The following is a 14,131-nucleotide window of genomic DNA, read 5'->3' as shown; positions in this document are numbered from 1 at the left end:
TCGATTTAAGTAAAGGTATTCGCTGTGGCACGCATTACACCCATTGAACGCTACCGGAACATCGGTATTAGCGCGCACATCGACGCGGGTAAAACCACGACGACCGAGCGCATTCTTTTCTACACCGGTGTGAATCACAAGATCGGTGAAGTGCACGATGGCGCCGCCACCATGGACTGGATGGAGCAGGAGCAGGAGCGTGGTATCACGATTACCTCCGCTGCCACCACCACGTTCTGGAAAGGCATGGCTAACCAGTTCGAGCAGCATCGCATCAACATCATTGACACCCCGGGCCACGTCGACTTCACCATCGAGGTGGAGCGTTCTATGCGCGTGCTGGATGGTGCCTGTATGGTTTACTGCGCTGTGGGCGGTGTTCAGCCTCAGTCGGAAACCGTATGGCGTCAGGCCAACAAGTACAAGGTGCCGCGTCTGGCCTTCGTGAACAAGATGGACCGTCAGGGTGCCAACTTCTTCCGTGTGGTCGAGCAGATGCGCGTGCGCCTGAAGGCCAACCCGGTACCTATCGCGATCCCGATCGGTGCTGAAGACGGCTTCACCGGCGTGGTCGACCTGATCAAGATGAAGGCCATCCTGTGGGATGAGGCTTCGCAAGGCATGAAGTTCGACTATGTCGACATTCCGGCTGATCTGGTTGCTACGGCAAACGAATGGCGCGAGAAGATGGTCGAGGCTGCGGCTGAGTCGTCTGAAGAGCTGATGAACAAGTACCTCGAAACCGGTGAAATGACGGAAGAGGAGCTGATCGGCGCGCTGCGTGCTCGTACGCTGGCTTGCGAAATCCAGCCGATGCTGTGCGGTACAGCGTTCAAGAACAAGGGTGTACAGCTGATGCTGGATGCTGTCGTTCAGCTGCTGCCGTCGCCAGTGGATGTGCCCCCGGTTGCTGGTATCGATGATCGCGAACAGCCGGCCACCCGCGAGGCTTCGGACTCTGCGCCGTTCTCCGCGCTGGCCTTCAAGCTGATGAGCGATCCGTACGTGGGTCAGCTGACCTTCTTCCGTGTTTACTCTGGCGTCGTGAACTCTGGCGACACCGTGATGAACGCTGTGAAGGGCAAGAAAGAGCGCATGGGTCGTATTGTGCAGATGCACGCCAACGACCGTCAGGAAATCGACGAAGTGCGCGCTGGCGACATTGCTGCCGGTATCGGCCTGAAGGATGTGACTACTGGTGAGACCCTGTGCGATCCGGATCACGTCATCACCTTGGAGCGCATGGTATTCCCTGAGCCGGTGATTCACGTTGCCGTCGAACCGAAGACCAAGGCTGACCAGGAGAAGATGGGCGTTGCCCTGAACCGCCTGGCCAAGGAAGACCCGTCGTTCCGCGTACGTACCGACGAAGAAACCGGCCAGACCATCATGTCGGGTATGGGTGAACTGCACCTGGAAATTCTGGTTGACCGCATGAAGCGCGAATTCGGCGTGGAAGCGAACGTGGGCGCCCCGCAAGTGGCCTACCGCGAAACCGTCACCAAGATTGCTGCGGACATCGAAGGCAAGCATGCCAAGCAGTCCGGCGGTAAGGGTCAGTACGGTCACTGCGTGATCACGCTGGAGCCGTCGGGTGAAGGCAAGGGTTACGAGTTCATCGACGAAATCAAGGGCGGTACGATTCCTCGCGAATTCATCCCTTCGGTGGACAAGGGTATCCAGAACACGCTGAAAGCTGGCGTGCTGGCTGGCTTCCCGGTGGTTGACGTCAGGGTGCGTCTGACGTTCGGTTCCTACCACGATGTTGACTCGTCGCAGATCGCCTTTGAACTGGCTGGCTCGCTGGCGTTCAAGGAAGCCATGCGTCGTGCCGGTCCGGTGATTCTTGAGCCGATGATGGCTGTGGAAATCGAAACGCCGGAAGAGTACATGGGCGACATCATGGGCGATATCTCTTCCCGTCGCGGCATGCTGCAGGGCATGGATGACAATCCTGCCGGTGGCAAGATGATCAAGGCAGAAGTGCCTTTGTCGGAAATGTTCGGTTACTCGACCACGCTGCGTTCGATGTCGCAAGGCCGTGCCACCTACTCGATGGAATTCAAGCACTACTCGGAAGCTCCGCGTAACGTCGCTGAAGCCATCATGAGCAGCAAGAAGTAATAATTCATTGATTGTGCGTGGCGACCGGACCCCGTCCGGTCGTCTCCATCACCCAGTTAAATGCTAGAGGATTGAAGCAATGGCAAAGGAAAAGTTCGAGCGGACCAAGCCGCACGTAAACGTTGGCACGATTGGTCACGTTGACCACGGCAAGACGACGCTGACGGCTGCGATCACGACGATTCTGTCGAAGAAGTTCGGTGGTGAAGCCAAGGGCTACGATCAGATCGACAGCGCGCCGGAAGAAAAGGCCCGCGGTATCACGATCAACACGGCCCACGTTGAGTACGAGACGGAAAACCGTCACTACGCTCACGTTGACTGCCCGGGTCACGCTGACTACGTGAAGAACATGATTACCGGTGCCGCCCAGATGGACGGCGCCATTCTGGTGGTGTCGTCGGCTGACGGCCCGATGCCGCAGACCCGCGAGCACATTCTGCTGGCCCGCCAGGTTGGCGTGCCTTACATCATCGTGTTCATGAACAAGGCCGACATGGTCGACGACGCCGAGCTGCTCGAGCTGGTTGAAATGGAAGTCCGTGAACTCCTGAGCAAGTACGACTTCCCTGGCGATGATCTGCCGATCATCAAGGGCTCGGCCCTGAAGGCCCTGGAAGGCGACCAATCGGAAATCGGCGAGCCCGCCATCTTCCGTCTGGCTGCAGCGCTGGACAGCTACATCCCGACGCCTGAGCGTGCCGTGGATGGCGCCTTCCTGATGCCGGTTGAAGATGTGTTCTCGATCTCGGGTCGTGGTACCGTGGTGACGGGTCGCGTTGAGCGCGGCATCGTCAAGGTCGGCGAAGAAATCGAAATCGTGGGTATCACCCCGACCGTCAAGACCACCTGTACCGGTGTGGAAATGTTCCGCAAGCTGCTGGACCAAGGTCAGGCAGGCGACAACATCGGCGCGCTGCTGCGTGGTACGAAGCGAGAAGACGTTCAGCGCGGTCAGGTTCTGGCCAAGCCGGGCTCGATCACCCCACACACCAAGTTCTCGGGTTCGGTGTACGTGCTGTCCAAGGATGAAGGTGGTCGTCACACCCCGTTCTTCAATGGCTACCGTCCGCAGTTCTACTTCCGCACCACCGACGTGACTGGCGCAGTTGAACTGCCTGCTGGTACCGAAATGGTGATGCCGGGTGACAACGTGGAAGTGGTTGTTGCGCTGATCGCCCCGATCGCCATGGAACAAGGTCTGCGCTTCGCGATCCGCGAAGGTGGCCGTACCGTTGGCGCCGGCGTTGTGGCCAAGATCATCGAGTAATTGATGTGCCCGGGACCCGGTGGCTTTCGCCGGGTCCTTTGCTCTTTATTTAAATCAGCGGCATATAGCCGCAGTGCTCTTTAGGAATCATCATGGCAAATCAAAAGATTCGTATCCGCCTCAAGGCTTATGACTACGCGCTGATCGACCGCTCCGCCCAGGAGATCGTCGATACCGCCAAGCGCACCGGCGCTGTGGTCAAGGGCCCGGTTCCGCTGCCCACCAAGATCGAGCGTTTCGACGTGCTGCGTTCGCCGCACGTCAACAAGACCTCGCGTGACCAGCTGGAAATCCGCACCCATCTGCGCCTGATGGATATTGTGGACCCCACTGACAAGACGGTTGATGCATTGATGAAGCTGGATCTCCCGGCTGGCGTTGATGTTGAGATCAAGCTGCAATAATTTCTTGCATTAAGTCAAGAGGTTGCGGTAGTATCGCGGGCTCGCTGTATAAGCGAGCCCGTTTTCATTTGTGGAATCGGTTAGTTTCGTTCGATGCAGGCCGCGTAATGCGGCTTCTGTGTATTTGCCGGCCAATCGTAGCCGGCCCTTTTCAAGGAAAGAACGATGAGCTTAGGACTTGTCGGGCGCAAGGTCGGTATGACCCGCGTGTTCGTCGAGGATGGTGCTTCCATCCCGGTGACCGTGCTGGAAATGTCGGCAAATCGCGTCACTCAAATCAAAACGCAAGAGTCGGATGGCTATACGGCCGTCCAGGTTGCATTCGGCGATCGCCGTGCAAGTCGTGTAAACAAGGCTGAGGCTGGTCACTTTGCGAAGGCAGGTGTCGAGGCTGGTCGTGGTATGCACGAGTTCACGCTGTCGGCTGAAGATCTGGCCCAGTTCAAACAGGGTAGCCAGATCACCGTGGAAATCTTCACTGTGGGTCAGCTGGTCGATGTGACCGGTACTTCGCAGGGTAAGGGCTTCTCGGGTGCCATCAAGCGTCACAACTTCAGCTCGCAGCGCGCTTCGCACGGTAACTCCGTGTCGCATAACGCGCCGGGTTCCATCGGTATGGCGCAGGATCCGGGTCGTGTTTTCCCCGGTAAGCGCATGGCCGGTCAGCTCGGTAACGTCAAGCGTACCGTGCAGAACCTGGAAGTGGTTCGTGTCGATGCAGAACGTGGTCTGTTGCTCGTCAAGGGTGCCGTTCCTGGCTCCAAGGGCAATGACGTGGTTGTGCGTCCCAGCGTGAAGGCAGGTGCGTGATGGAACTGAAAGTCATCAATGCTAGCGGCCAGGCCGCAGCCAGTGTGACCGCGTCCGACGCCTTGTTCGGCCGTGAGTACAACGAAGATCTGGTGCATCAGGTCGTTACTGCCTATCTGGCCAATGCCCGTAGCGGCAATCGTGCCCAGAAGGATCGTAGCGAAGTCAAGCACACCACCAAGAAGCCTTGGCGTCAAAAGGGTACGGGCCGCGCTCGTGCCGGTATGTCGTCGTCGCCCATCTGGCGTGGTGGTGGTCGGATTTTCCCGAACTCGCCTGATGAGAACTTCACCCAAAAGGTGAACCGCAAGATGTATCGCGCCGGTGTGGCCGCGATCCTGTCGCAGCTGGTGCGCGAGGAGCGTCTGGTCGTGGTGGATGGCTTTACTGCCGATACCCCGAAGACCAAGGCATTTGCCGCCAAGCTGGCCGCCATGGGTCTGAACGAGCGCACCCTGATCGTTACCGACAATCTGGACGAAAACCTGTACCTCGCTTCGCGCAATCTGCCGAGTGTGCTGGTGCTTGAGCCGTCGCAAGCCGACCCGGTCAGCTTGGTCCGCTTCAAGAAGATTGTTGTGACTCGCGAGGCGCTCAAGCAAATCGAGGAGATCCTGGCATGACACGTCTGAATGAAGATCGTCTGCTCCAGGTTCTGTTGGCCCCGGTGATTTCTGAAAAGAGCACCCTGGTTGCCGACAAGAACGAGCAAGTTGTGTTCCGCGTGGCTAGCGACGCGACCAAGCCCGAAATCAAGGCTGCCGTCGAGCTGCTGTTCAAGGTTCAGGTTGAATCTGTCCAGGTAACCAACGTGAAGGCCAAGCAGAAGCGCTTCGGTCGTTCGGTTGGCTGGCGCAAGGGCTGGAAAAAGGCCTACGTTGCCCTGAAACCCGGTCAGCAGATCGACCTTCAGGCTGCGCAATAAGGAGAACGGACCATGCTGGTAAAAGTAAAACCAACTTCCCCGGGTCGCCGCGCAGTTGTCAAGGTTGTGAATCCTGAGCTGCATAAGGGTAAGCCGCATGCTGCGCTGGTTGAAAGCCAGAGCAAGAATGCCGGCCGCAACAACCGCGGTGTTGTCACTGTTCGCCATCAGGGTGGCGGCCACAAGCAGCACTATCGTCTTATCGACTTCCGTCGCAACAAGGACGGCATCGTCGCCAAGGTCGAGCGTCTGGAATATGACCCGAACCGTACCGCCCACATCGCGTTGCTCTGCTACGCAGATGGTGAGCGTCGCTACATCATCGCTCCGCGCGGCCTGAAGGTCGGTGCGCAGGTGGTGAGCGGTGCCGAAGCGCCGATCAAGGTTGGCAACACCCTGCCGCTGCGTAATATCCCGGTCGGTAGCACCATCCACTGCATCGAGATGCAGCCGGGCAAGGGCGCGCAGATTGCACGCTCGGCCGGCGCCTCGGTTCAGCTGCTGGCTCGCGAGGGTGCTTACGCTCAGCTGCGTCTGCGTTCGGGCGAAATCCGCAAGGTGCACGTTGATTGCCGCGCCACCATCGGTGAAGTCGGCAACGAAGAGCACAACCTGCGCAAGATCGGTAAGGCCGGTGCAAATCGCTGGCGCGGTATTCGTCCGACCGTTCGCGGTACCGTGATGAATCCGATCGATCACCCGCACGGTGGTGGTGAAGGCAAGACGGGTGAGGGCCGCGTGCCGGTTAGCCCGTGGGGTACCCCGGCTAAGGGTTACCGCACTCGTAGCAACAAGCGCACCGACAACATGATCGTGCGCCGCCGCTATTCGAATAAGGGGTAATTAAACATGGCTCGTTCCGTTAAAAAAGGCCCGTTTGTTGACGCCCATCTGCTCAAGAAGATCGAAGCAGTTCGCGCCACCAATGACAAGCGCCCCATCAAGACCTGGTCCCGTCGTTCCACCGTGTTGCCCGACTTCGTCGGTCTGACTATCGCGGTGCACAACGGTAAGCAGCATGTTCCCGTGTATGTGAACGAGAACATGGTGGGCCACAAGTTGGGCGAGTTCTCGCTGACCCGGACGTTCAAGGGTCACGCCGCCGACAAAAAAGCCAAGAAGTAAGGTGCTGCCATGCAAACTTCCGCTACTTTGAATGGCGCACGTCTCTCGGCTCAAAAAGCACGCCTGGTCGCAGACCTGGTGCGCGGCAAGCCCGTTGAGCACGCCATCAATATTCTGACGTTCAGCCCCAAAAAGGGCGCGGTCATCATCAAGAAGCTGTTGCTCTCGGCGATTGCCAATGCCGAGCACAACGACGGCGCCGATATCGACGCCCTCAAGGTGACGACCATTTACGTGGACAAGGGCACTTCGCTGAAGCGCTTTACCGCTCGTGCCAAAGGCCGCGGTAATCGCATCGAGAAGCAAACTTGCCACATCACCCTGACCGTGGGCGAGTGAGGACGATATGGGACAGAAAATTCATCCGATCGGCTTTCGTTTGGCCGTCACCAAGAACTGGGCTTCGAAGTGGTATGCCAGCAGCCGTAATTTCCCGGCCATGCTTGCAGAAGACATCAAGGTCCGTGAGTTCCTGAAGAAAAAGTTGTCGCACGCCTCGGTAGGCCGCATCGTCATTGAGCGCCCCGCCAAGAACGCCCGCATCACCATTCACAGCGCCCGTCCGGGTGTCGTGATCGGTAAGAAGGGTGAAGACATCGAAGTCCTCAAGCGCGATCTCGTCAAGCTGATGGGTGTGCCTGTGCACATCAACATCGAAGAGATCCGCAAGCCGGAAATCGATTCGCAAGTGATCGCCGATTCCATTGCTGCCCAGCTGGAAAAGCGCGTGATGTTCCGTCGTGCCATGAAGCGCGCGATGCAGAACGCCATGCGTCTGGGTGCGCAGGGCATCAAGATCATGTCGTCGGGCCGTCTGAATGGTATCGAAATCGCTCGTACTGAGTGGTATCGCGAAGGCCGTGTGCCCTTGCACACCCTGCGTGCCGATATCGACTACGCAACCTCCGAAGCCATGACCACGTACGGCGTGATCGGTATCAAGGTGTGGGTTTACAAGGGTGAAGTGAAGGCTGGCCAGGAAGTGGCCGCTCAGCCGGAACAAGCCGAACGCAAGCCGCGAAAGGGGCCTCGAAATGCTGCAGCCAACTAGACTCAAGTACCGCAAACAGCAGAAGGGCCGTAACACCGGCGTCGCTACCCGCGGTAACAAGGTTAGCTTCGGTGAGTGGGGCCTCAAGGCTATCGGCCGCGGTCGCCTGACCGCCCGTCAGATCGAAGCCGCGCGTCGCGCCATGACCCGTCATATCAAGCGGGGTGGTCGCGTCTGGATTCGTGTCTTCCCGGACAAGCCGATCTCGTCCAAGCCTGCCGAAGTCCGTATGGGTAACGGTAAGGGTAGCCCGGACTACTACGTCGCCGAAATTCAGCCTGGCAAGGTGCTGTACGAGATGGATGGTGTGGACGAGACCCTCGCCCGCGAAGCCTTCCGTCTGGCTGCCGCCAAGCTGCCGATTGCGACGACTTTCGTAACCCGACATGTGGGGCAGTGAGATGAAAGCGACTGAATTGCGTAACAAGTCGGTCGATGAGCTCAAGGCTGAGCTCACCTCGCTCCTGAAGGCCCAGTTCGGTCTGCGCATGCAGCTGGCTACCCAGCAGCTTGCCAAGACCAGCGAACTGAAGCGCGTGCGCCGTGATATTGCTCGCGTGCGCACCATTCTGGCTCAAAAGGTGGCGTAAATGACCGAGACCAAACTGAAGCGGTCGTTGACCGGCCGCGTAGTAAGCAACAAGATGGACAAGACTGTCGTTGTGCTCGTCGAGCGCAAGGTCAAGCACCCGCTGTATGGCAAGGTGATCCGTCTTTCCAAGAAGTACCACGCGCACGATGAAGCCAACGCCTATGGTGAGGGTGATGTTGTGACCATCCAGGAAACCCGCCCCATTTCCAAGACCAAGGCTTGGATTGTGACGGCTCTGGTTGAGAAGGCGCGCGGCGCTTGATGTATTGGCGCGTTTTGCGCTAGTATAGAAAGCTGTTCGCTTGCAAGGGCATTCTACTTTGTGTAGAATGCCCTGCTTATTTCTCGGGTGGCATTTCTCGCTGCTCGGGTTTTCTCCCCTTCGGGGTCCAAAACTGGCCGTTGTGCCGTGGCTCGCTGCGGCGCTGCCGGGCTTGCCGGCAGTTTTGACGGGTTAAGTTGGAGTTTATTCATGATTCAAATGCAATCCATGCTGGATGTTGCTGACAACACTGGTGCGCGCTCCGTGATGTGCATCAAGGTGTTGGGTGGCTCCAAGCGCCGTTATGCCTCGGTGGGTGACATCATCAAGGTCAGCATCAAGGATGCAGCGCCGCGCGGCCGCGTGAAGAAGGGCGACGTTTATAACGCCGTCGTTGTTCGCACTGCCAAGGGTGTCCGTCGTCCTGATGGTCAATTGATCAAGTTTGATGGCAATGCCGCAGTGCTTCTTAACACCAAGCTCGAGCCGATCGGTACCCGTATTTTCGGGCCGGTGACGCGTGAGCTGCGTACCGAGCGATTCATGAAGATCGTCTCGCTTGCGCCTGAAGTGCTGTAAGGGGAAGCGCATGAACAAGATTCGCAAGGGCGACGAAGTCGTCGTCATTACCGGTAAAGACAAAGGCAAGCGTGGCACTGTGCTGCGCGTGCTGGTTGGCGACAAGGTGGTTGTCGAGGGCGTGAACATCGTCAAGAAGCACCAGAAGCCGAATCCGGTTCGCGGTGTCGCTGGTGGTGTTGTTGATAAGACCATGCCTATGCATGTTTCCAATATCGCCATCTTCAATAAGGCAACTCAAAAGGCTGACCGCGTCGGGTTCAAGCTGCTTGATGACGGCAAGAAAGTGCGCGTCTTCAAGTCGAACGGCGAAGTGGTCGGGGGCTAAGGGGTAGAAGATGGCTCGTTTGCAAGAGTTCTACAAAGAAACCGTCGTTCCGCAGCTGACCAAGCAGTTCGGCTACAAGTCGATCATGGAAGTGCCGCGTATCGAGAAGATCACGGTGAACATGGGCGTTGGCGAAGCGGTTGCTGACAAGAAAGTCATGGATCACGCTGTTGGCGATCTGACCAAGATCACGGGTCAAAAGCCTGTTGTCACGCTGTCGAAGAAGTCGATTGCCGGCTTCAAGATTCGCGACAACTACCCCGTGGGTTGCAAGGTCACGCTGCGTCGTGAGCGCATGTACGAATTTCTGGACCGCCTGGTCACCATCGCGTTGCCGCGTGTTCGTGACTTCCGTGGCGTGTCCGGCAAGTCGTTCGACGGCCGTGGCAACTACAACATGGGTGTCCGTGAGCAGATCATCTTTCCGGAAATCGAATACGACAAGATCGACGCGATCCGTGGCATGAACATCACGATCACCACGACCGCGAAGACGGACGCAGAGGCCCGTGCGCTTCTTGCTGCGTTCAAGTTTCCGTTCAAGAACTGAGGTTTGCCATGGCTAAACTCGCTTTGATCAATCGTCAGGGAAAGCGCGAAAAGCTGGTGGCGAAGTTCGCCGCTAAGCGCGAGCAGCTGCTGGCAATCATCAATAACCAGGACCTCAGTGATGAAGAGCGCTTTGCCGCTCGCCTCAAACTGCAGGCCCTGCCTCGCAACGCCAACCCCACGCGTCTGCGCAACCGCTGTTCGGTCACTGGCCGTCCACGTGGTGTGTTCCGCAAGTTTGGTCTCGCTCGCAACAAGCTTCGCGAAATCGCGATGCGCGGTGAGATCCCGGGTGTTGTCAAGGCCAGCTGGTAAGGAGATCACGAATGAGTATGCATGATCCCATCGCCGATATGCTGACCCGCATCCGTAACGCTCAGCGCGCGGACAAGCCTGCGGTCGGCATGCCCTCCTCCAAGATCAAGGTAGCGATTGCTGCCGTGCTCAAGGATGAAGGCTATATCGAAAACTTCGCCGTTACTGGCGATGAAAAGAAGCCCCAGCTCGACATCGAGCTGAAGTACTACGCCGGTCGTCCGGTGATCGAGCGCCTGGATCGCGTGTCCAAGCCCGGTCTGCGTATCTACAAGGGCGTTGATGATATTCCCAAGGTTATGAATGGCTTGGGCATCGCAATCGTCTCCACCTCTCAGGGCGTCATGACGGACCGCAAGGCTCGTGCTCAGGGTATCGGTGGCGAACTGCTTTGCTTCGTGGCGTAAGGAGGCTCCATGTCACGCGTAGCTAAGAACCCCATCGCACTGCCCGCCGGTGTTGAAGTCAAGATTGCTGGTGGCGATATCGTCGTCAAGGGCCCGCTGGGCACTGCCTCGCGCCCTGTCGATGTTGCTGTCGAAATTGCTGTCGAGAACAATGCCCTGACTTTCAAGGCGCTGGATGACAGCAAGCATGCTCGCGCCATGTCCGGCACGATGCGTGCATTGCTGAACAACATGGTCACCGGTGTTTCCAAGGGCTTTGAGCGCAAGCTGAATCTGGTAGGCGTGGGTTACCGCGCTCAGGCTCAGGGCGATACGCTCAATCTGACCCTTGGTTTTTCGCACCCCGTTGCACACAAGATGCCGGCTGGCGTGAAGGTGGAAACGCCGACGCAGACCGAGATCGTGCTCAAGGGTGCTGACAAGCAACAGGTCGGTCAGGTTGCCGCCGAGATTCGCGCTTATCGCGCTCCTGAGCCCTACAAGGGTAAGGGTGTTCGCTATAGCGACGAAGTGGTGGTCCTGAAAGAAACCAAGAAGAAGTAATCGAGGCTGATCATGGACAAGAACGAATCGCGCTTGCGCAGGGCCCGCAAAACCCGTGCCCGTATCGCTGGCTTGAACAAGGTGCGCCTTGCTGTACACCGCACCAACAGCCACATCTACGCTCAGATCATCGATGCGTCTGGCGACAAGGTGCTTGCCAGCGCCTCGACGCTGGAAGTCGGTGTCCGCAAGGATGTCGCCAATGGCGGCAACATCGCTGCTGCTGCCCTGGTTGGCAAGCTGATCGCCGAGAAGGCGAAAACGGCGGGCATTACCAGTGTTGCTTTCGATCGCTCCGGCTTTCATTACCACGGTCGCGTCAAGGCACTTGCCGAAGCCGCCCGTGAAGCTGGCCTCGAATTCTAAGGAGTAATCATGGCTAAGTCTGAAATCGAAGATCGCGGCGACGGCTTGCGGGAAAAGATGATCAGTGTCAACCGCGTCACCAAGGTGGTGAAGGGTGGCCGGATCATGGGTTTCGCCGCATTGACCGTTGTTGGTGATGGTGATGGCCGCGTTGGCATGGGCAAGGGCAAGTCCAAGGAAGTGCCTGTTGCTGTGCAAAAGGCAATGGAAGAAGCTCGCCGCAAGCTGGTGAAAATCAATCTGCGCAACGGTACCGTCCAGCATGCTGTTGTCGGCAAGCATGGTGCGACCAGCGTGCTGATCCAGCCGGCGCCCGAAGGTGCGGGTATCAAGGCCGGTGGTCCGATGCGTGCTGTGTTCGAGGTGATGGGTGTTACCAACATCTCGGCCAAGTGCCACGGCTCCACCAATCCTTACAACCTGGTGCGTGCAACGCTGGACGGTTTGTCCCGCCTGCGCAGCCCGGCGGAAGTTGCTGCCAAGCGTGGCAAGTCCGTTGAGGACATTCTGGGGGTAGAGGCAAATGGCTAATGCAACCATCAAGGTAACGCTGGTCAAGAGCCTGATCGGTCGTCTGGAAGCACACAAAGCGTGTGCGCGTGGTCTCGGTCTTCGTCGTCTGAATCAGACGGTTGAAGTGATCGACACCCCTTCCAATCGCGGCATGATCAACAAGATCAGTTATTTGTTGAAGTGCGAGGCTTAAATGGAACTCAACACGATCAAACCTGCTGAGGGTGCGAAGCACGCCAGCAAGCGCGTAGGCCGTGGCATCGGTTCCGGCCTTGGCAAGACCTGCGGCCGCGGCCACAAGGGTCAGAAGTCTCGCTCGGGTGGTTTCCACAAGGTCGGTTTCGAGGGTGGTCAGATGCCCTTGCAACGTCGCCTGCCCAAGCGCGGCTTCAAGTCGCTGACCAAGGGTCACACCGTGGAAGTTCGCGTGGGTGACCTGAACAGCCTGCCCGTTGATGAAGCAGACTTGCTGACGTTGAAGCAAGTCGGTCTGGTGCCGCAAAGCGCCAAGGCTGCCAAGCTGATTCTTGCCGGTAAGGTTGAGAAGGCTGTCAAGCTGCGTGGTGTGTCGGCAACTGCCGGCGCGCGCGCCGCCCTGGAAGCCGTTGGCGGCAGCATTGCCGAGTGATGCGTTGAAATAAGGCGATAACGTGGCCAATCCTGCAACGGCGAGTACCGCCAGCAAGTTTGCAGATCTGAAACAGCGGATCTGGTTCCTTATCGGGGCCTTGATCGTTTATCGGATCGGCGCCCATATCCCTGTGCCTGGCATCAATCCAGTTGAGCTGGCCGCTCTCTTCGATACATCGAAGGGGTCGGCCGGCCTTCTGAATATGTTCAACATGTTTTCTGGTGGTGCACTGTCGCGTTTTTCGGTGCTCGCTATCGGGATCATGCCGTACATATCCGCGTCCATCATTCTTCAGTTGGCTGGCGAAGTCATTCCTAGTCTGAAAGAGTTGAAGAAAGAGGGCGAGGCGGGGCGCAGGAAGATCACGCAGTACACGCGATATGCGACTGTAATTCTGGCGACATTCCAGAGCTTTGGTATCGCTGTCATGCTGTATCGCACACCCAACTTGGTCATGACCGGGCAGGGTGAGTTTTACTTCACGACGGTGGTTGCACTGGTTACGGGCACCATGTTCCTGATGTGGCTTGGTGAGCAGATCACCGAGCGTGGTCTGGGCAACGGTATCTCTATCCTGATTTTTGCGGGTATCGCATCCGGACTTCCGGCCGCGGTTGCGCAGACACTCGAGCTTACCAATCAAGGGGCATTGCCGATCCTGTTGGTCTTGGCTTTGGGTGGTGCGGTGATCCTCTTGGTTGCTGGTGTGGTGTTTGTCGAGCGAGGTCAGCGCAAGGTGCTGGTCAACTACGCCAAGCGCCAAATGGGCAATCGCGTTGTTCAGGGTCAGAGTACACACCTGCCACTGAAACTCAATATGGCCGGCGTGATCCCTCCGATCTTTGCATCCAGCATCATCTTGTTCCCGGCGACGGTACTGTCGTGGACAGGCAGTTCAGAGTCGGTGTCTTGGCTCAAGCGTGTTGGCGATATGTTGCACCCTGGCCAACCGCTCTATGTTTTGTTGTATGCGGCAGCAATTGTTTTCTTTTGTTACTTCTACACGGCCTTGGTGTTCAACCCCAAGGAGACGGCAGAGAACTTGAAGAAGAGTGGGGCGTTCATTCCAGGCATTCGCCCGGGAGATCAAACCGCCAAGTACATCGAAAAGGTGATTTTGCGACTGACTTTGATCGGCGCGGTCTACATCTCGACGGTTTGCTTGATTCCTGAGTTCTTGCTGTTGCAGTGGAGTCTTCCCTTCTACTTCGGCGGCACGTCGTTGTTGATTGTGGTTGTGGTGACAATGGACTTCATGGCGCAGGTCCAGTCCTACTTGCTGTCACATCAGTACGAAAGTTTGCTGAAAAAGGCAAACTTCAAGGCGGGTTAATCGG

Annotated in this window: 24 protein-coding genes; all 24 read left to right on the top strand. The window is 57.6% G+C overall.

Annotated features, from left to right (window positions below; translation table 11 throughout):
- Positions 1-24: 24 nt before the first annotated feature.
- The 24 genes from fusA to secY all read left to right on the top strand — a co-directional run bounded on the left by fusA (position 25) and on the right by secY (position 14,127).
- The gene (fusA, locus tag O9X62_RS02770) at positions 25-2,124 is read left to right on the top strand and encodes an elongation factor G (RefSeq protein ID WP_269531246.1); all 2,100 of its coding nucleotides are present in this window, start codon (positions 25-27) and stop codon (positions 2,122-2,124) included.
- Positions 2,125-2,203: 79 nt separating this feature from the next.
- The gene (gene tuf / locus O9X62_RS02765) at positions 2,204-3,394 is read left to right on the top strand and encodes an elongation factor Tu (RefSeq protein WP_269531245.1); all 1,191 of its coding nucleotides are present in this window, start codon (positions 2,204-2,206) and stop codon (positions 3,392-3,394) included.
- Between the two features lie 92 nt (positions 3,395-3,486).
- Positions 3,487-3,798: a 30S ribosomal protein S10 gene (gene rpsJ, locus O9X62_RS02760; protein ID WP_072428332.1), complete on the top strand. Its 312-nt coding sequence runs from the start codon at positions 3,487-3,489 to the stop codon at positions 3,796-3,798.
- Between the two features lie 165 nt (positions 3,799-3,963).
- Positions 3,964-4,608 (top strand): 50S ribosomal protein L3, encoded by a 645-nt coding sequence (rplC, locus tag O9X62_RS02755; protein WP_269531244.1) that lies wholly within the window; start codon positions 3,964-3,966, stop codon positions 4,606-4,608.
- Positions 4,608-5,231, top strand: a complete 624-nt coding sequence (gene rplD, locus O9X62_RS02750) for a 50S ribosomal protein L4 (RefSeq protein ID WP_269531243.1) — start codon at positions 4,608-4,610, stop codon at positions 5,229-5,231. The genes rplC and rplD overlap by 1 nt, the downstream gene beginning before the upstream one ends.
- Positions 5,232-5,236: 5 nt before the next feature.
- Positions 5,237-5,533 carry a 50S ribosomal protein L23 gene (gene rplW / locus O9X62_RS02745; RefSeq protein ID WP_269531837.1) on the top strand — a complete coding sequence of 99 codons (297 nt, stop codon included), beginning with the start codon at positions 5,237-5,239 and terminating at the stop codon, positions 5,531-5,533.
- Positions 5,534-5,545: 12 nt separating this feature from the next.
- On the top strand, positions 5,546-6,376 hold the full coding sequence (rplB, locus tag O9X62_RS02740; RefSeq protein WP_269531242.1) for a 50S ribosomal protein L2: 831 nt from the start codon (positions 5,546-5,548) through the stop codon (positions 6,374-6,376).
- A gap of 6 nt (positions 6,377-6,382) precedes the next feature.
- Positions 6,383-6,658, top strand: coding sequence for a 30S ribosomal protein S19 (gene rpsS, locus O9X62_RS02735; RefSeq protein WP_269531241.1), 276 nt, complete (start codon positions 6,383-6,385; stop codon positions 6,656-6,658).
- A gap of 9 nt (positions 6,659-6,667) precedes the next feature.
- Complete coding sequence (rplV, locus tag O9X62_RS02730; protein WP_269531240.1) at positions 6,668-6,997, top strand: 50S ribosomal protein L22; 330 nt, start codon at positions 6,668-6,670, stop codon at positions 6,995-6,997.
- A 7-nt stretch (positions 6,998-7,004) separates the two neighbouring features.
- Entirely contained in the window at positions 7,005-7,709 is a 705-nt protein-coding gene (gene rpsC, locus O9X62_RS02725) for a 30S ribosomal protein S3 (protein WP_308446413.1), read from the top strand.
- Complete coding sequence (gene rplP, locus O9X62_RS02720) at positions 7,693-8,109, top strand: 50S ribosomal protein L16 (protein WP_269531239.1); 417 nt, start codon at positions 7,693-7,695, stop codon at positions 8,107-8,109. Before rpsC ends, rplP begins: the two co-directional genes overlap by 17 nt.
- Before the next feature lies 1 nt (position 8,110).
- Positions 8,111-8,299 (top strand): 50S ribosomal protein L29, encoded by a 189-nt coding sequence (gene rpmC / locus O9X62_RS02715; protein ID WP_269531238.1) that lies wholly within the window; start codon positions 8,111-8,113, stop codon positions 8,297-8,299.
- The gene (gene rpsQ, locus O9X62_RS02710) at positions 8,300-8,563 is read left to right on the top strand and encodes a 30S ribosomal protein S17 (protein ID WP_269531237.1); all 264 of its coding nucleotides are present in this window, start codon (positions 8,300-8,302) and stop codon (positions 8,561-8,563) included.
- A gap of 210 nt (positions 8,564-8,773) precedes the next feature.
- Complete coding sequence (rplN, locus tag O9X62_RS02705) at positions 8,774-9,142, top strand: 50S ribosomal protein L14 (protein ID WP_269531236.1); 369 nt, start codon at positions 8,774-8,776, stop codon at positions 9,140-9,142.
- Positions 9,143-9,152: 10 nt separating this feature from the next.
- Positions 9,153-9,470, top strand: coding sequence for a 50S ribosomal protein L24 (gene rplX, locus O9X62_RS02700; RefSeq protein ID WP_269531235.1), 318 nt, complete (start codon positions 9,153-9,155; stop codon positions 9,468-9,470).
- Positions 9,471-9,480: 10 nt separating this feature from the next.
- Positions 9,481-10,020 carry a 50S ribosomal protein L5 gene (gene rplE, locus O9X62_RS02695; protein ID WP_269531234.1) on the top strand — a complete coding sequence of 180 codons (540 nt, stop codon included), beginning with the start codon at positions 9,481-9,483 and terminating at the stop codon, positions 10,018-10,020.
- A gap of 8 nt (positions 10,021-10,028) precedes the next feature.
- Positions 10,029-10,334 (top strand): 30S ribosomal protein S14, encoded by a 306-nt coding sequence (rpsN, locus tag O9X62_RS02690; protein ID WP_269531233.1) that lies wholly within the window; start codon positions 10,029-10,031, stop codon positions 10,332-10,334.
- A gap of 11 nt (positions 10,335-10,345) precedes the next feature.
- A complete protein-coding gene (gene rpsH / locus O9X62_RS02685; RefSeq protein ID WP_269531232.1) occupies positions 10,346-10,741 on the top strand; it encodes a 30S ribosomal protein S8 in 396 nt (131 codons plus the stop codon).
- A gap of 9 nt (positions 10,742-10,750) precedes the next feature.
- A complete protein-coding gene (gene rplF, locus O9X62_RS02680) occupies positions 10,751-11,284 on the top strand; it encodes a 50S ribosomal protein L6 (protein WP_269531230.1) in 534 nt (177 codons plus the stop codon).
- A 12-nt stretch (positions 11,285-11,296) separates the two neighbouring features.
- Positions 11,297-11,650, top strand: a complete 354-nt coding sequence (gene rplR / locus O9X62_RS02675; protein WP_269531229.1) for a 50S ribosomal protein L18 — start codon at positions 11,297-11,299, stop codon at positions 11,648-11,650.
- A gap of 9 nt (positions 11,651-11,659) precedes the next feature.
- Positions 11,660-12,181, top strand: a complete 522-nt coding sequence (gene rpsE, locus O9X62_RS02670; RefSeq protein ID WP_269531228.1) for a 30S ribosomal protein S5 — start codon at positions 11,660-11,662, stop codon at positions 12,179-12,181.
- Positions 12,174-12,356, top strand: a complete 183-nt coding sequence (gene rpmD, locus O9X62_RS02665; protein ID WP_269531227.1) for a 50S ribosomal protein L30 — start codon at positions 12,174-12,176, stop codon at positions 12,354-12,356. Before rpsE ends, rpmD begins: the two co-directional genes overlap by 8 nt.
- Positions 12,357-12,791 carry a 50S ribosomal protein L15 gene (gene rplO / locus O9X62_RS02660; protein ID WP_269531226.1) on the top strand — a complete coding sequence of 145 codons (435 nt, stop codon included), beginning with the start codon at positions 12,357-12,359 and terminating at the stop codon, positions 12,789-12,791.
- Between the two features lie 22 nt (positions 12,792-12,813).
- Entirely contained in the window at positions 12,814-14,127 is a 1,314-nt protein-coding gene (gene secY, locus O9X62_RS02655) for a preprotein translocase subunit SecY (RefSeq protein ID WP_269531225.1), read from the top strand.
- Positions 14,128-14,131: the final 4 nt, after the last annotated feature.

The organism is Chitinimonas sp. BJYL2 (assembly GCF_027257935.1).
GTDB lineage: Bacteria > Pseudomonadota > Gammaproteobacteria > Burkholderiales > Chitinimonadaceae > Chitinimonas.
This window is presented reverse-complemented; position numbering and strand designations above follow the sequence as displayed.